This window comes from Streptomyces sp. SS8, assembly GCF_054072955.1.
On the sequence record NZ_JBSVCZ010000037.1, the window covers coordinates 1 to 15,607 of the forward strand.

General features: G+C 74.9%; 18 protein-coding genes. 7 read left to right on the forward strand and 11 right to left on the reverse strand.

Going from position 1 to position 15,607, the window contains the following annotated elements:
• Window positions 1-162 precede the first annotated feature (162 nt).
• Genes ACW69E_RS25760 through ACW69E_RS25770 form a run of 3 tightly spaced genes read right to left on the reverse strand, consistent with a single transcriptional unit; the run spans window position 163 to window position 3,535 of the window.
• Window positions 163-1,047, reverse strand: a complete 885-nt coding sequence (locus tag ACW69E_RS25760; RefSeq protein ID WP_457500687.1) for an SDR family oxidoreductase — start codon at window positions 1,045-1,047, stop codon at window positions 163-165.
• Window positions 1,047-2,018 carry an alpha/beta fold hydrolase gene (locus ACW69E_RS25765; protein WP_457500688.1) on the reverse strand — a complete coding sequence of 324 codons (972 nt, stop codon included), beginning with the start codon at window positions 2,016-2,018 and terminating at the stop codon, window positions 1,047-1,049. Before ACW69E_RS25765 ends, ACW69E_RS25760 begins: the two co-directional genes overlap by 1 nt.
• Complete coding sequence (locus ACW69E_RS25770; protein WP_457500689.1) at window positions 2,015-3,535, reverse strand: flavin-containing monooxygenase; 1,521 nt, start codon at window positions 3,533-3,535, stop codon at window positions 2,015-2,017. The genes ACW69E_RS25765 and ACW69E_RS25770 overlap by 4 nt, the downstream gene beginning before the upstream one ends.
• Before the next feature lie 200 nt (window positions 3,536-3,735).
• Here ACW69E_RS25770 and ACW69E_RS25775 point away from each other — a divergent pair, with 200 nt between their 5' ends.
• Together ACW69E_RS25775 and ACW69E_RS25780 are read left to right on the forward strand one after the other, a co-directional pair.
• Window positions 3,736-4,656, forward strand: coding sequence for a MerR family transcriptional regulator (locus ACW69E_RS25775; RefSeq protein WP_457500690.1), 921 nt, complete (start codon window positions 3,736-3,738; stop codon window positions 4,654-4,656).
• Between the two features lie 78 nt (window positions 4,657-4,734).
• Entirely contained in the window at window positions 4,735-6,006 is a 1,272-nt protein-coding gene (locus ACW69E_RS25780; protein ID WP_457500691.1) for an FUSC family protein, read from the forward strand.
• On the opposite strand, the gene ACW69E_RS25785 is transcribed toward ACW69E_RS25780, so the two are convergent.
• On the reverse strand, window positions 5,994-6,791 hold the full coding sequence (locus ACW69E_RS25785; RefSeq protein ID WP_457500692.1) for an exodeoxyribonuclease III: 798 nt from the start codon (window positions 6,789-6,791) through the stop codon (window positions 5,994-5,996). The genes ACW69E_RS25780 and ACW69E_RS25785 overlap by 13 nt on opposite strands.
• 22 nt (window positions 6,792-6,813) lie before the next feature.
• Here ACW69E_RS25785 and ACW69E_RS25790 point away from each other — a divergent pair, with 22 nt between their 5' ends.
• From ACW69E_RS25790 to ACW69E_RS25800, 3 genes are all read left to right on the forward strand, one after another.
• The gene (locus ACW69E_RS25790) at window positions 6,814-7,293 is read left to right on the forward strand and encodes a GNAT family N-acetyltransferase (RefSeq protein WP_457500693.1); all 480 of its coding nucleotides are present in this window, start codon (window positions 6,814-6,816) and stop codon (window positions 7,291-7,293) included.
• Window positions 7,294-7,454: 161 nt separating this feature from the next.
• Complete coding sequence (locus tag ACW69E_RS25795) at window positions 7,455-8,393, forward strand: arylamine N-acetyltransferase family protein (protein ID WP_457500694.1); 939 nt, start codon at window positions 7,455-7,457, stop codon at window positions 8,391-8,393.
• 129 nt (window positions 8,394-8,522) lie between these two features.
• Window positions 8,523-9,284, forward strand: coding sequence for an SAM-dependent methyltransferase (locus ACW69E_RS25800; RefSeq protein WP_457500695.1), 762 nt, complete (start codon window positions 8,523-8,525; stop codon window positions 9,282-9,284).
• Between the two features lie 6 nt (window positions 9,285-9,290).
• Here ACW69E_RS25800 and ACW69E_RS25805 read toward each other — a convergent pair whose 3' ends face one another.
• The 5 genes from ACW69E_RS25805 to ACW69E_RS25825 all read right to left on the reverse strand — a co-directional run bounded on the left by ACW69E_RS25805 (window position 9,291) and on the right by ACW69E_RS25825 (window position 12,640).
• Window positions 9,291-9,590 (reverse strand): zf-HC2 domain-containing protein, encoded by a 300-nt coding sequence (locus ACW69E_RS25805; protein ID WP_457500696.1) that lies wholly within the window; start codon window positions 9,588-9,590, stop codon window positions 9,291-9,293.
• A gap of 91 nt (window positions 9,591-9,681) precedes the next feature.
• Complete coding sequence (locus tag ACW69E_RS25810; protein WP_457500697.1) at window positions 9,682-10,350, reverse strand: class F sortase; 669 nt, start codon at window positions 10,348-10,350, stop codon at window positions 9,682-9,684.
• Between the two features lie 5 nt (window positions 10,351-10,355).
• Window positions 10,356-11,195: a DUF4397 domain-containing protein gene (locus ACW69E_RS25815; protein WP_457500698.1), complete on the reverse strand. Its 840-nt coding sequence runs from the start codon at window positions 11,193-11,195 to the stop codon at window positions 10,356-10,358.
• 148 nt (window positions 11,196-11,343) lie between these two features.
• Entirely contained in the window at window positions 11,344-11,970 is a 627-nt protein-coding gene (locus ACW69E_RS25820) for a DUF4383 domain-containing protein (protein ID WP_457500699.1), read from the reverse strand.
• 34 nt (window positions 11,971-12,004) lie between these two features.
• A complete protein-coding gene (locus ACW69E_RS25825) occupies window positions 12,005-12,640 on the reverse strand; it encodes a sigma-70 family RNA polymerase sigma factor (RefSeq protein WP_457500700.1) in 636 nt (211 codons plus the stop codon).
• A 108-nt stretch (window positions 12,641-12,748) separates the two neighbouring features.
• Here ACW69E_RS25825 and ACW69E_RS25830 point away from each other — a divergent pair, with 108 nt between their 5' ends.
• Both ACW69E_RS25830 and ACW69E_RS25835 read left to right on the forward strand, forming a co-directional pair.
• Window positions 12,749-13,822 (forward strand): MerR family transcriptional regulator, encoded by a 1,074-nt coding sequence (locus tag ACW69E_RS25830; RefSeq protein WP_457500701.1) that lies wholly within the window; start codon window positions 12,749-12,751, stop codon window positions 13,820-13,822.
• Between the two features lies 1 nt (window position 13,823).
• A complete protein-coding gene (locus tag ACW69E_RS25835; RefSeq protein WP_457500702.1) occupies window positions 13,824-14,357 on the forward strand; it encodes an NUDIX domain-containing protein in 534 nt (177 codons plus the stop codon).
• 209 nt (window positions 14,358-14,566) lie between these two features.
• Here the strand turns inward: ACW69E_RS25835 and ACW69E_RS25840 are convergent, their stop codons facing one another.
• Entirely contained in the window at window positions 14,567-15,064 is a 498-nt protein-coding gene (locus tag ACW69E_RS25840; RefSeq protein ID WP_457500703.1) for a hypothetical protein, read from the reverse strand.
• Window positions 15,061-15,471 carry a hypothetical protein gene (locus tag ACW69E_RS25845; protein ID WP_457500704.1) on the reverse strand — a complete coding sequence of 137 codons (411 nt, stop codon included), beginning with the start codon at window positions 15,469-15,471 and terminating at the stop codon, window positions 15,061-15,063. The genes ACW69E_RS25840 and ACW69E_RS25845 overlap by 4 nt, the downstream gene beginning before the upstream one ends.
• Between the last annotated feature and the right edge of the window lie 136 nt (window positions 15,472-15,607).

Below are 15,607 nucleotides of genomic sequence, written 5' to 3' on the forward strand. Positions count from 1 at the left end.
CGCCCCCACCCCCCCCGCCCCCCCCCCCGGGGGGGCGGGGCGGGGCGGCGGCGCCGGGGGGGGGGGCGGGGCGGCGGGGGGGGGGGCGGGGGGGGGGGGGGGGGGGGGCGGCGCCCCCCCCCCCCCCCCCCCGCTTCCGTCCCCGAGCGGCCTTCCGCTCGCTCAGCCCTCCGTACGCTCCTTCTCGTCCGCCGCGCCGCCCGCGCCGACCAGGCCGCGGGGGCGGCCGGAGGCGGCCAGGCGGGGCGCGAAGTGCCTCATCTCGCGCTGGCCGACCCGGCCGATGATCCCCGGCAGGTAGCCGCGGACCGACTGCATGCCGCGCAGCCACCACTGCCCGTAGACGTGGAACGAGCGCCGCTCGATGCCCGCGACGATCCGGTCCACCGCCGGGCCCAGCGGGTAGGTCCTGCTGGTCGGCCAGGGCAGCCGGCCGCGCAGTTCGCGCAGCACCTCGTCCTGGTCGGCGCCGCGCACCATGTCGGTGTCGGTCCAGCTCAGGTAGCCGACGCCGACGCGCACGCCCTGGTGGCCGACCTCCGCGCGCAGACTGTGGGCGAAGGCCTCCACGCCCGACTTGGAGGTGCAGTACGCCGTCATCATCGGCGCCGGGGTGAGCGCGGCGAGCGAGGCGATCTGGAGCAGGTAGCCGCGCGACTCGATCAGGGCGGGCAGGAAGGCGCGGGCGGTGGTGGCGCTGCCCAGCAGGTTGACCTCGATGACCCGGCGCCAGGCGGTCTCGTCGGAGTCGGTGAAGGGGCCTCCGGTGGCCACGCCCGCGTTGGCGACGACGATGTCGACCGCGCCGAAGCGCTCGCGCACCTCGCGGGCCACCCGGGACATGGTCTCGTGGTCGGTGACGTCGGCGTGCCAGTGCGCGGAGTCCGTCGGCAGCGTCTCGCCGACCTTCCTCAGCTCTTCCGGCTCCAGCCCGACCAGCGCGAGCCGCGCGCCGCGCGCGGCCAGCCTGCGGGCGAGGAGCTCGCCCACGCCCCGGGCCGCGCCCGTCACCACCGCCACCTGGCCCTGGAGGTCCCTGCGTGCCATTACGCGCTCTCCTTTCCGGCCGGCACCTCGGCCGGCGGTGTGTTCCGCCCCGCGTCGTGCGCCGTGTCCGCCAGGTGGTCGCGCACCAGCGCGGCCACCGCGCCGGCGACGGCTCCGGGGTCCTCCAGGGGCGTCATGTGCCCCAGACCGGGCAGTTCGGTCAGGCCGGTGCACTCCGGCAGCGCCTCGGCGAGGCGGCGGGAGAGCACCGGCGGGGTGAGCCGGTCCTTCTCGCCGGCGATGACGCCGACGGGCAGGTCCAGGGCGGCGAGGTTGGCGTCCAGGTCCAGCACGGCCAGGACCTTCCGGGCCCAGGAGGCGCGTACGGTGCGCGGGCAGGCGTGGACGATGCGGGCGCACGCCCGCATCTGCTCCTTCGTCGCGCCGGGGCCCATCGTGGCGTACCGCAGGACGCGCATGCCCAGCGGCGTGACGGGGCCCAGCGGCAGGCTGGAGCCGAGGACGGCCTTCTGGATCCGGTAGCGCAGCCTGCCCGCTCTCAGCGGCGCGACGGTGGACTCGTCCAGCAGCCGGGAGCTGCCGGTGTTGCACAGCAGCGCGGCGGCGACGCGCTCGCGCACCTGCGGGCGCCCGGCGGCGGCCATGACCGTCATGCCGCCCATGGAGTGCCCGGCGACGACCGCCCGGGATCCGGCCGCCTCCAGGACGGCGCACAGGTCGTCGGCGAGGGCTTCGGTGCTGTAGCCGCCGGGGCCGACGGCCGGGGAGCGGCCGTGGCCGCGCTGGTCGTAGACGAACACCCGGTGGTCCTCGGCCAGTCTCCGGACCACGGGGCCCCAGAAGGCGGTCGAGCAGGTCCAGCCGTGCACCAGGACGACCGTTGGCCCGTCCTCGCGGCCGTGCTCCTCGACGTGCAGCCGGGATCCGTCGGCGGAGGTCACGTTCAGCTCGCGGCGGGGGGTGGGCGGGTCGTACGGCCCACCCGTCGTCGCTCCGGGTCCACGGCTCATCGGGTCGCCTCCGCCTTCCGCTGTCCGGTGCGGGCCGGGGCCCGCAGCACCTCGTACTCGGCCAGGTCCACGTGCCTGGTCTCCTTCGCGAACTCGCCGGTCGTGCCCGGCCACACGGTGGTGTTGCGGCCGTTGGCGTCCAGATACCAGCTGTCGCAGCCGCCGGTGTTCCACACGGTGCGCGTCATCCGCCGCTGGACGTGGTCGGTCCAGGAACGCACCGCCTCGGGGCGGGCGTCGAGCGCGGCCCGGCCGGCCGGTCCGGCGGTGAGCGTCTCCAGCTGCCGGAGGTAGTCGACCATGTAGTTCAGCTGCGCCTCGATCATGAGGATCATCGAGCTGTTGCCGAGGCCGGTGTTGGGTCCGATGACGGTCATGAAGTTGGGGAAGCCCGTGGCCGTGGAGCCGCGCAGCGCCTCCATGCCGTCCTTCCATGCCTCGGCCAGCGTGATGCCCTGCGCGCCGGTGATCCGCTGGGCGACCGGCATGTCGGTGACGTGGAAGCCGGTGCCGAAGATCACCGCGTCCACCTCGGCCTCGGTGCCGTCGGCGGCCACCAGGGTGTTGCCGCGCACCTCCGTCAGGCCGGAGGCGACCACGTCCACGTTGGGCTTGACCAGGGCCGGATAGTAGGTGTTGGACAGCAGGATGCGCTTGCAGCCGATGCGGTAGCCGGGGGTCAGCCTGGCGCGCAGCGCCGGGTCCTTGACGACCTTGGTCATGTGGTGTCTGGCGAGCTTCTCCACCAGGCCGAGCTGTGCGGGGTGCTTGGTGAAGGCGCCGACCTGGAACTCCCTGATCAGCCAGAGCATCTGGCGGCGCAGCGCGCGCGTGGGGGGCACCTTGGCGTGCAGCCAGCGCTCGGCCGCGGTGATCTTCCGGTCCATGCGCGGCATGACCCACGGCGGGGTGCGCTGGAAGAGGGTGAGTCTGTCCACCAGCGGCTGGATCGAGGGGACGATCTGGATGGCGGAGGCGCCGGTGCCGATCATGGCGACGCGCTTGCCGCGCAGGTCGTAGTCGTGGTCCCACCGGGCGGAGTGGAAGACCTTGCCGGTGAAGCCGTCCAGGCCGGGGATGTCGGGGATCTTGGGATCGGAGAGCGGGCCGGTGGCCGAGACGAGCATGTCGGCGGTCAGGGTGCCGCGGCCGGTCTCGATCTCCCAGTGCAGCGCCTCGGTGTCCCAGCGGGCGCTCAGCACCTCGGAGTTGAAGCGGATGTGGGGGCGCAGCCCGAAGGTGTCGGCGACCTTCTCCAGGTAGGCGCGGATGTGCTCCTGCCCGGAGAAGTTCCGCGGCCAGTCGGGGTTGGGCGCGAACGAGAACGAGTAGAGGTGGGAGGGTACGTCGCAGGCGCACCCGGGGTAGCTGTTGTCGCGCCAGGTGCCGCCCACGGAGTCGCGGCGCTCCAGTACGGCGAAGTCCGTGATGCCCGCGCGGCGCAGTCGTACGGCGGCGCCCAGGCCTCCGAATCCCGACCCGATCACCGCCACCCGTACGTGTTCGTGTCCGGCCATGCCGCCTCCCGACTCCGGTGTGTCCTGTTGCTGTTTGCTGTCCTGTGGTGCCCCACCCGTGAAACATGCCAGTGATCGCTGGCATGGTTGGAGAGTAGAGCAGGAACGTACCCATGGGTAGGGGTACGGCGTGGGAAAGTTACCGCCGGTTGCACCCCTGGCCCGGGCGCCCGGCCGCCCCCGCCGCATAGGCTCTCGGTGTGGCGGACAGGACATCGGCGGACAGCGGACGGGCGGACGGCGGACGGGCGGACGGCGCGGCGCACACGCGGACCGGAACGGAGGACGACGGCACGGACCCGCCCGCCGAGTACCGCACGGCCGAACTCGCCAGGGCCGCCGGCATCACCGTGCGCACCCTGCGGTTCTACCGCGAGCGCAGACTCCTCCCGCCGCCGCGCCGCGAGGGCCGCATCGCCTGGTACAACGAGCACCACCTCAACCGGCTGCGGACGATCTCCGCGCTGCTGGCCCGCGGCCACACCCTCGGCGGGATCGCCGATCTGATCGACGCCTTCGAGAAGGGCCGCGACGCGGGCGGCGCGGCCGAACTGCTCGGCCTGGAGAGCACGCTGGTCTCCCCCTGGTCGCAGGAGACCCCCGTCCGCCTCACCCCCGAGGACCTGGCCGCCCACTTCCCCGACGAGGTCACCTCCGACAACCTCGCCACCGCCCTGGACCTGGGCTACGTCGCCGTCGACGGCGACGAGGTCGTCCACGTCAGCCGCCGCCTGCTCGACGCCTCCACCTCCCTGGTGGGCGAGGGCATCCCGCTGGGGGCCGTGCTGGAGGCCGGGCGCGTGGTGCGCGAGCACGCCGACGCCGTCGCCGACCTGTTCACCAACCTCGTCCGCGCCCATCTGTTCACCGGCGTCCGCGAGCTCTCCCCCGACGACCTGCGGCGCCTGTCGGACGTGATGGACCGGCTGCGCCCGCTGGCCGAGCAGGTGGTCGACGTCGAACTGGCACTGGCCATGGACCGCCGCGTCCGCGCGGAACTGGAGAGCTGGTCGCGGCCGGACGGCCCGGACGGCCCCGGCGGGGAGCCGGAGCCGAGGCCCGGCGGGGAAGCCGAAAGGCCGGGCACGGACGGTCGGCCGCAGGGCCCGTCCGGCGGCTGACCAGCGCGCGGCCCCTGCACCGCGCCGCGCCCGCGAAGTCCATGTATGACCGCCGCCCCCACGGCAACCCGTACCTCGATGGTGCACACACAGTCCGGGTCCACGACGCGTTCCGACCGCCCCTCCCCCATGACCCGCGCCGCCCGCGCGGTGCGGGCCGAGGTCTCCTGGGGCGCCCGCTCCCTGCACCGGGCCTGGCAGGGGCCGGGCCGGGAGCGCGACGTCGTCGTCCAGTCCCTCAAGGCCGCGCTCGCCGCCGTCCTGGCCTGGCTGGCCGCCGCCTGGCTGCTGCCCGACGCCTTCGCCCTGATGGCGCCCTGGGTGGCGGTGGTCCTGGTGCAGGCCACCGTCTACCGCTCGGTGTGGCAGGGGCTCCAGCAGACGATGGCGATCACCATCGGCACGGTGCTGGCCGCGGCCCTGGTCATCCCCCTGGGCCATCCGGTGCTGGTGATGATCCTCGTCCTGCCCGTCACCACCCTGCTGGGCAACTGGCCGCGCTTCGGCGCCCAGGGCATCTACGCCTCCACCGCCGCCCTGTTCACCCTCGTCCCCGGCGAGGCCACGCTCGACTCGGCCGTCTCCCGCGTCCTGGCCGCCCTGCTGGGCACCGCCGTCGGCGTCGGCGTCAACGCGCTCGTCCTGCCGCCCGTCCATCTGCGCAGCGCGCGCGAGGCGGTGGACTCCGCCGTCCGCGAGGCGCGGGAGATCGTGACCGAGGTCGCGGACGGCCTGGACGAGCCCTGGGAGTACGACCGCGTCCGCGCCTGGTACGACCGGGCCTGCCGGCTGCCCCGGCTGATCCGCGGCGTGGAGTCCGCGGTCGGCTGGAGCCGCGAGAGCATGCGCCTCAACCCCGAGAGCCGCCGCCGCGCCGAGGCCGCGCGGCTGACGGCGGCGTACGAGGAGACCCTGGCCACCCTGGAGGACGTCGCCGAACGCCTCACCGTCTTGACCCGGACCCTGCTGGAGGCCGCCGACGAGAGCGACGACGTGCCCCGCCCCGGCCACGAGGTCACCCGCCCGTACGCCGGCTTCCTCCAGCAGGTGGCCGCGGCCCTGGACGCCTACGGTCGCACGGTCACCGGCGACGCCCCCGAGACGGCCCGCCGCGAGCTGCGCGAGGCCGTCGGGGAGATCCGCGTCGAGCAGGACCGGCTCCGCGCCGAGCTCCCCCGGCACGCCACCGCCGTACCCGAGGGGCTGTCGGTGCTGGGCCCCCTGCTGGCGGAGTCCCGCCGGCTGGCCACGAGCCTCCTGCCGGGCGGCCGCGGCGAGGGAAGCGGGGACGGCGTGGACGGGGACGGCGGCGGAGGCGGGAACGGCGCCTCCGGCCGTCAGGGCGCGTAGACGGCCGTCACCGGCGCGTGGTCGCTCCACCGGCCCGCGTGGTCGGCCGCGCGCTCCACGTACGCCTTCACCGCCCGCCGCGCCAGCGGCTCGGTGGCCACATGAAGGTCGATCCTCCATCCGGCGTCGTTGTCGAAGGCGCGGCCCCGGTAGGACCACCACGAGTACGGCCCGTCCTGGTCCGGGTGGAGGCGGCGGACGACGTCGGCGTAGCCGGCCTCGTCGAAGACCCGGCCGAGCCAGGCGCGTTCCCCGGGCAGGAAGCCGGATTTCTTGCCGTTGGCCTTCCAGTTCCTGATGTCGGCCTCCCGGTGGGCGATGTTCCAGTCGCCGCAGACCAGGACCTCGCGGCCGGCCGCGGCGGCGCGCTCGCGCAGCCCGGCCAGGTAGGGCAGGAAGGCCGCCATGAAGCGCTCCTTCTCCTCCTGCCGCTCGGTGCCGACCTCGCCCGAGGGCAGGTAGAGGCTGGCGACGGTCAGGCCCGGCAGGTCCACCTCCAGATAGCGGCCGGAGTCCGTGAACTCGCTCACCCCGAAACCCACCCGCACCTCCTCGGGCGCACGCCGGGTGAGCACCGCCACACCCGCCCGCCCCTTGGCGGCGGCCGGGGCGTACACCGCGTGCCAGCCCTCCGGATCGCGTACCTCGCCGGGGAGTTGCTCCGGCTCGGCGCGCACCTCCTGCAGGCACACCACATCCGCGTCGGTGGCGGCCAGCCACTGGGTGTAGCCCTTCTTCGCCGCGGCGCGCAGCCCGTTCACATTGACCGTCGAAATCGTCAGCACCCCGGCACCTTACGATGCGGACATGCGCATCACGCCCGTCGCCTACGACCACCCCGACGCCGCGAAGCTCACCGATCTGGTGCAGCTGGAGTACGCCGAGCGCTACGGCGGCGAGGGCGATGTCACACCTCTGGAACCCGGGATGTTCTCGCCGCCGCGCGGCCTGTTCCTGATCGCGTACGACGAGCGGGACCGGCCCGTGGCCACCGGCGGCTGGCGGGCGATGGACGAGAACGGGGAGAACTACCGCGACGGCGACGCCGAGCTCAAGCGGATGTTCGTGATCCGCGAGGCGCGGCGCCAGGGGCTGTCCCGCCGCATCCTGGCCCTGCTGGAGGAGGACGCCCGGGAGGCGGGGCGGCTGCGGATGGTGCTGGAGACCGGCACCATGCAGCCGGAGGCGATGGCGCTGTACGAGTCGAGCGGCTACACGCCCACCGAGAAGTTCGGGGTCTACCGGCACGAGCCGGGCAGCCGCTGCTACGCCAAGCCGCTGCGCTGAGCCGCCGAGCCGAGCCCCTGAGCCTCCGAGTCTCCGAGTCGGGCCCAGCACCGGCCCGGCCGCTCCTTGACCTCAAGCCCGCTTGAGGTCCTAGGTTCGTCTGCGCAGGCCGGTGCCCGCCGGCCCGCGCGGAAGCACACGACGGGGAGGACGGTACGGTCATGACGGACGCGGAGAACACCGGCGGGGACGGCGCGGACCGGCGCTGGGACGGCGCGGAGCTGGACCTGGACGCCTATCTGGCCCGCATCGGCCACACCGGGGACCGCTCCCCGACCGAGGCGACCCTGCGCGCCCTGCACCGCGCGCACGTGCTGGGCGTCCCCTTCGAGAACCTGGAGATCGTCCTGGGCCGGCCGGTCCGGCTCGACCTGCCCGCACTCCAGGACAAGATCGTGCGCCGGGCGCGCGGCGGCTACTGCTTCGAGCACGCCCGGCTCTTCGCCGCCGCCCTGGAGCGGCTGGGCTTCGGCGTCGGCGGCCTGACCTCGCGGGTGGGCATGGGTTCGGGCCGCGTACGCCCCGCCACGCACGCCGTCCTGCGCGTGGAGACGGCCGAGACGGCGGACACCGGGCGGGTGTGGATCTGCGACATCGGCTTCGGCGGCAGCCCGCTGGAGCCGGTCGAGCTGGCCGACGGCGCGCGGACCTCCGACAGCGGATGGGAGTTCCGGCTGGAGCGCACCGTCACGCCCCTGGGTACGACCGCGAAGGCCCGGGAGTGGGTGCTGCACGAGCGGCGCGGGGCCGGGGAGGAATGGTCGGACCTGCACACCTTCACCCTGGACCCGCGGTACGCGATCGACTGGGAGATGGGCAACCACTACGTCTCCACCCACCCCCGCTCGCCGTTCGTGCGGCGCCCGATCGCCCAGCGCACCGGCCCGGACGTCCGCCAGGCGCTGTACGGCGCGAGCTGGGTGACCACCGCCCGCGCGGACGGCTCGCGCCGGGTGCGGGAGCTGAAGCCGCACGAGGTGCCCGAGGTGCTGGGGGACGTCTTCGGTATCGGGCTGGACGCGGCCGACGCCGAGGCGCTCGCCGGTGCCGTGGAGCGCCTTCCCGCCGACAGCGGCCCGGTCGGCGTCCCCGCCGGCTGAGGGGCGGGGGCCCCGGCCCGGGCGGAGCGCCGCGCCTTCGCCCCCGCACGCGCCCCCGCCCTGCCGGGCGCCCGGCGCCTTCCGGATATTCGCTGTCCCGCCACCGTCCGCGTCGCTAGCGTTCCCCGCGTGACCGACACCGACGCGCCGCCCCGGCTGACCCGTCTCGCCTTCCACGGCCCCCTCTCCGGGACGCGGGCCGACCGCATGGTGGCGCGCCTCGCCCGCAACCGCCCCGCCACCGTCCTCGACATCGGTTGCGGCTGGGGCGAGATGACGCTGCGCGTGCTCGAAGCGGTGCCCGGCTGCACGGGCACGGGCCTGGACATCGGCGCCGAGGACCTGGAGCGCGGCCGCCGGAACGCCGCGTCGCGCGGGCTGGCCGACCGGATGGAGTTCGTCCGGGAGTCCGCCGAGCACACCGGGCGCGGCCCCGCCGACCTCGTCCTGTGCCTCGGGGCGAGCCAGGCCCTCACCCCCGTCGAACCGCCCCGTCACACCGCCCCCGCCCTCGCGGAGCTGCGCGGGCTGGTCTCCCCGGGAGGGCGCGTACTGCTCGGCGAGGGCTTCTGGCAGCGCACCCCCACCGCCGCCGAGCTGTCGGGCATGTGGCCGGGGGCGTCCGCCTCGGACCACCTCCCTCTCGTGGGTCTGGTGGACGCCGCCGTGGGCGCCGGGTTCCGGGTCGAGTGGATCGAGACGGCGAACGAGGACGAGTGGGAGGAGTTCGAGTCGGGCTACCTGGCCGATGCCGAGGAGTGGCTGGCGAGCCACGGCGGCCATCCCTCGGCCGCCGGGGTCCGGGAACGTGTCGAGGGGCACCGGTCCGCCTGGCTGCACTACCGGGGTGTGCTGGGGCTGGCCTACCTCACGCTGATCCCCGCCGGCTGACCGGCGTCACTCCGGCCCGCCGCCCGTTCCGTTCCGTCCGCCGTTCCGCCCGTCCCCCTGCCCGCCGCCCCGGCGCTCGGCGGCGATCCCGGCTGCGATGGCCTCCCACACGCGCGGCGGCGGCCGTACGGACACGCTGTCGGCGGGGGCGGCGCGGCGGGCGGTGTCCGCCAGCTCCCGCAGGGCCGCCAACTCCTCGCGGCAGGCGGCGCAGTGCTCCAGATGCCGCTCGGCGGCACGGGTCTCCTGTTCGGAGGCCTCTCCGAAGGCGAGCGCGGCCGACAGGGTGGGGTCGCAGTGGTCCACGCCGTCCTCCTCCTCACCATGCCGCCGTGGCGGCCTGTCGCCGGACCGTACCGTGCCGTGCCGGCGGCCCGGCCCCGGTCGTCCCTCGGCCTCACTCCCCGGCGGGGATGGCGTACACCAGCAGGTTCCTCTGGTAACCGCCGCTCTCCCGGTCGTACGGGGGCGCGCAGGTGACCAGGGTCAGCACCGGCCGTCCGTCGCGCCGGAACACCTCGTCGGGGAGGCTGTCCCGGTCGACCACCTCACGGGCCGTCACCTCGTACCGCAGCGGCGGGGCGCCTTGGCGCTCGACGGTGATGTCGTCGCCCTCGCGGACGCCGTACAGCTTGGCGAAGGCGCCCAGGTCGCCGGTGCGGTCGTCGACGTGGCCGACGACGACGGCGGATCCGGCGGGCGCGCCCGGCGCCGGCCCGTAGCGGTACCAGCCGGCCTGCCCGGCGTCCTCGGGGATCTCCACCGTGCCGTCGTCCTCGACCCCGACGTCCTGGACGCGGGCGTCCAGGGAGAGCCGGGGGATGCTCAGGGCCGCCGGCTCGGGGGCGGACGCGCCGCCCGCGCCGTCCGCCTCGCTGTCGTGGACCTCGAACGGCGCCCCGGCCGCGGGCTCCTGGGCCCGCGGCCGGTCGCCGAAGTCCTGCGGCACCGCGGCTCCGGACGGCCGCAGCGACCAGGCCAGCAGCGCCGCCAGGACGGCGGCGACCACCGCGGCGGCCGTCACGGCCGCCGCGGAGGGCCGCCCACCCCTGATGGAGGCACGCATGGCCGTCAGTTGTCCCTGGCGTAGCGGCGGCGGGCGGCCAGCAGACCGGCGACCGCGACGGCGCCCGCGGTGCCCCAGGCCAGCCAGGCGGTGGCGGACTCGTTGTCGGCGGCCATCGCACCGCTCTCACCGGCGTCCACGCCGCCCGGCGCGGAGGCCATGCCGTCGATCGTCTGCGTCTTCAGCGCGAGGTTCTCGTCCTCGGCGCTGCCCCAGGCGTAGACGACGGTGTTGGCGCCCTCGCCGAGTTCCAGGTCGGCGGGGCCGATGGCCACCGTCTCGGTGCCGGCGAGGACCACATCGGCGCTGACCGTGCCGGCGGGCACCTCCAGCGACTTCTCGTTGGGGTTGGTCAGTCCCTCGATGACCGGTTCGCCGCCCGCGCGGACGTCCACGGCCGGAGCGGCGGCCACATGGCGGACGGTCAGCCGGGACTGCCCGGCCGGGACCTTGGAGGTGTCGTTGACGAAGGCGGTGAGGACCGGGTCGCCGTCGGCGTTCAGGTGCGCGGCGAGCGTGGCGTTCGCGCCGGCCGGGACCTCGACGCTCTTCTGGATGGCGGGGTCGCCGTCGGGGCCCTCGCCGTCCGCGAAGACCTCGATGTCGTAGGTGCCCAGGTCCAGTGCCTGAGGCTCGGTCAGGGTGCCGGGCTCGAAGTCGGGGAGCAGTTCGTTTCCGTTGGCGTAGACGTCGACGGTGAGACCGGGGACGCCGTGGAAGACCGAGACCGATGCCTTCTCGCCCTGTGTGTGGTTGTCCGCGGAGGCGGGGACGGCCACGGCCAGGGACAGTACGCACGCACCGGCGGTGACGGAGGCGATCTTCCTGCTGCGCGAGTTCATCATCGGGATTTCCCTTCGTGGGAGCCCCGCTCAGGTGCGGGACTTCACCCTCTCTTCCGGACTGCCGGCCCTTTCGGATGCGCTTGGCGACGGATTTTTCTGAATTGACCGTCCGTCGCCTGCTGCGGGGGGTTGGTCGGTCGGCGTGCCGCTACACCCTTCCTCGGGCGCTTTCACGGTGGTTGTCACGGTTCAGAGCGGGCCGGTCCGGACCTGTCCCCCGTGCGCCCCCTGCTCCGAGGACCTCGGGGGCGGGGCCCGGTGCGCCGATCCCCGCTGCCGCCAGGCGGCGCCTGCGCTCCTCCTCGGCGGCGGCCTGTTCGGGGTGGCGCCTGAGCCAGTATGGGTTGTCGTGCGGCAGTCCGCCACTTATCCGCCCGTACATCCCGAATGTGCCGATGACCAGGCCCATCAGGAAGCTGAAGATGACGTTGGGCATGCGGAACGCCAGGATGTTGGCGGATGTCTCCAGCAGGGCGAGGTTGACGAAGCCGCTGAGGATGAACAGCGCGCCGACCGTCATGTTGAGCGTGGAGGCGAAGTTGCCGCCGACGACCGCACCTGTGATCAGGAGCGTTCCGACCGTCACCGAGACAAGGCTCAGCAGGCCGTTGCTGGACAGCCCGGCTATCTCGGAGCCGGTGGTGTCGAAGAAGTCGAGCCGGTTGGCGAATCCGAGGACTCCGAAGACCAGCAGGATGAGGCCGCTGACGGCGGCTCCGTAGCGGTAGACACCGGCCAGCCGGTGGTCGATGGGCAGTTCGTCCCGGATGTTCATGGTTGATCGTCTCCTCGCGGGAGTTCGCGGAGGGTCACGGGGTGTACCGGACGGCGTCCATCCGCCGGCGCAGCCGCAGCAGTCCCCTGCGGGCGTGCGCCTTGACCGTGCCCAGGGGCAGGCCGGTGCGGCGGGCTATCTCGGCGTGGGTGAGGTCCTCGTAGAAGGCCAGGAAGAGCACCCGGCGCTGGGGCGCGGACAGCTCGGTCAGCGCGCGGGCGACCAGGAGGCGGTCCAGGACCTCGTCCGGATGGGGTCCGGCCGCGGCGGGTGGGAACGTGGAGCCCACCGCGGCCGGCTCGCGGCGCCGGGCGCGGGCGGCCAGCGCGTCGGCCGTCACCTTGCGGGTGATGCCGACGAGCCAGCCCGGCAGCGTGCCGCGCTCGGGCCGGTAGGCGTCCCGGCCGCGCCAGGCGGCCAGGAAGACCTGCTGGGTGACGTCCTCCGCGTCCTGGCCGTCTCCCAGGACGCGGGCGGACAGGGTGTGGACGAGCGTGCCCCAGCGTTCGAAGAGTTCGGCCAGGGCCCACTCCTCGCCGTGCGTGAGGGCGCGGGCCACCTCCTCCTCGGAGGCGGCCGCGTCCCCGGGGGCCGGTCGGCGCGGCCGCGTGAGCGTGTCCGGGCGAGGGGCCGGGCGCGGGGCCGCCACCTGGGCCGTCGCAAGCGTCATGGCTTCGCTCCTCCCACCGGGCGCGGGGTGCGCTTCGGTGTTTCCACGGTGGAGCGCATGACGATTGGCAGCAAGTCGCATCGTTTCTGCGTCGACTACTCTGGACGCATGGCGGATGCTCCGGAAACCGACGACCGCACGCCCGGGCAGGCGGGGCTCAGCACCGGCGCCGTCGCCCGGCGACTGGGCGTCGCGCCCACCACCCTGCGCTCGTGGGACCGGCGGTACGGGCTGGGGCCGAGCGTCCGGGAGGGCGGCCGTCACCGGCGGTGGTCGCCGCAGGACATCGCGGTACTGGAGGCCATGTGCCGCCTGACCGCCTCCGGCGTGCCCCCGGCGGAGGCCGCCCGCCAGGCGCGCGCCGCCGCCTCGCCGGGCGCGGCGGCCCCCGCGCCCGCGCAGCCCGCGCCCGGGGAACCCTCACACCCCGCGGAACCGGCCGAACCGTCCTCCTCCGCGCCGGCCCGCGCGGGCGGCGGCAACACCCTGCCCGTGGGCAGCAGCGTGAGCCGGGAGTGCCGGGGCCTGGCCCGCGCGGCCGTACGCCTGGACGCCCCCGCCCTCGACGACCTGCTGGACCGGGCCATCGCCGCGCACGGCGTGGCCGGCGCCTGGGAGGAGGTGATCATGCCCACCCTGCGGGCGGCGGGCCGCAAGTGGGTCACCTCCGGCGAGCGCTATGTGGAGGTGGAGCACCTGCTGTCCTGGCACGTCTCCTCGGCCCTGCGCCGAGTGGCGGCCCGGCCGCGCCCCGCACCCGCCGCCTCGCCCGCACCCTCCGGACCCTCCGGACCGGTGCTGCTGGCCTGCGCGCCCGACGAGACCCACACCCTCCCACTGGAGGTCCTGGCCGCCGCGCTGGCCGAACACGGCGTCGGCATCCGGATGTTCGGCGCCTCCGTCCCGGCCGGGGCGATGGAGGAGGCGGTGCGCCGCACCGGGCCGTCCGCCGTCGTCCTGTGGTCCCAGACCCGCCGCACCGCCGACCCCGCCCTGGTCCGCCGGGTGCGCGCCACCGCCTGGGGCGTGCGCGGCGCCCGCGTGCGCCCCGCCGTACTGGTCGCCGGGCCGGGCTGGCGGGGGCTGCGCCTGCCGGGCATCGCCCGCCCCCGCGGCCTGCGCGACGCCCTCGACCTGCTGACCGCCCCGCCGGAACCCCGGCCGCCGGATCGTCCGGCCTGACATGCTCGGGAACCCGACTCCCGAAGGGATCACCGTGGCACAGCCCGAGCACGAGACCCGCACCGCTCTCCCGCCCGCGCTCGAATCGATGACCCTGCTGGTGGCGGCCGTCATCGTCCACGACCGGGCCGCCGACCGCGTCCTCCTCCTCCGGCGCGGTCCGCGGGCCAAGTTCGCACAGGGGATGTGGGACCTGCCCACCGGCAAGAGCGACCCCGGCGAGCCCGTCACCGGGACCGCCGTGCGCGAACTCCGTGAGGAGACCGGCCTGGTGGTGAAGGCCGAGCACCTGCGCCTGGCCCATGTCGTCCACGGGGCCTGGGGCGTCGAGTCCCCGAACGGCTACCTCACCGTCGTCTTCGCCGCCCACGAGTGGTCGGGCGAGCCCGAGAATCTCGAACCGGGCAAGCACTCCCAGGTCCGCTGGGTCCCCGTCGACGCCATCCCGGAGAACTTCGTCCCCTCCACCGGTGGCGCCCTCCGCGCCTACCTCACCGGCGGCCCGCAACTCTCCCTCATCCGCTGGGACACCTGAGCGCCCGGACCCACCTGCCCGCGACCCGTCGGCGCCCTTCCCAGACCCGGGAAGGGCGCCTACGCCATGGCCTGCGGCCGGACCGCCTGCCCTGCCTCAGCCCCGGTGGGCGGCCTGGAGGAGCAGGACCACGGAGACGGCCGAGACCGTGACCAGGAGGGTGGTCCACGTACACGACTCCAGACGCCCGCGGCGCCCGCGTTGGGACGTCACCGGCCCGCACCCTTCCACTCCGCGCCGCCGAACAGCGGCTGCGGGCCTGCCGGTTCGGCGATGCGGTGGGCGTGGACGGTGAGGTTGCCGTCCTCGTACGACCAGCCCTGTCCGGTGTCGGCCCGCTCACGGACGCGGGCGGGGTCATGGAAGACCGACGGGGCCAGGCAGCCGCGCATCCCGCGCAGCATCACCGGCACGTCCCGGCCGATCAGCACCCCGTAGGACACGCTCGGGAACAGCCGGTCCAGCTCCCTGTCGGGGCGGCCGGCCCAGCACAGCCGGTACCAGCCCTCACCACCGGGCGGCGGCACGGGAGCGGGCACCGCCCTCTCCTCCCGCCCCGGATGGCAGGGGCAGCCGCACGCCAGATGACGCACTCCGGGTACGCCGCTCTCCCCCGGCTCGGCCTCGGCGCACTCGCCGTGCGCCCCGATCGCGCAGCGCACGGAGATGTATCCGGCCTCCTCCGCGCCCGTTCCCGCCTTCCTCACAGGCCGCCTCCGGTCACGGTCCAGCCGGGCCCCAGGACGGGCCGGGCGCGGACGCCGTGCGTCTGGAGGTGGATGTTCCGCGTGTCGAGGTCCAGCCCCACGGTCGCCATCCACAGCACCCGCCGGCGCCTCCTGCGCACCGACCGCTCGTGCGCCGTCCAGTACGGCCGGACGGGTGCCACGTCCGACGCCTCCCCGCGGCTGCGCGGGGCCCGCCGTACGGGCTCCGTCTCCACGGCCGGGCAGGCCGCGCTCTCGTCGGTCCGGAGGGCTCGCACCGAGGCCGCCCGGCGCTGCGGCGCCCGCACCCTCCGGCGCCTCCCGGTGGCCGGAAACAGCAGCGTCAGAGCCCACAGAAGGGCGGGGCTCAGGGCCCAGCCCAGGAAACGCGCGATAAGGTCACGCACGTCATCAACTCCCTAGAAGTTGGTGGCCATGCCCCCGGGCCGGTCGGACGGTCGCGGGGGTCTTCTTGTCTCGTTACGCGATCAGACTACTCCCCTATGCGTCCCCATGCACCCCTATGACTACTAACGCGTCCGG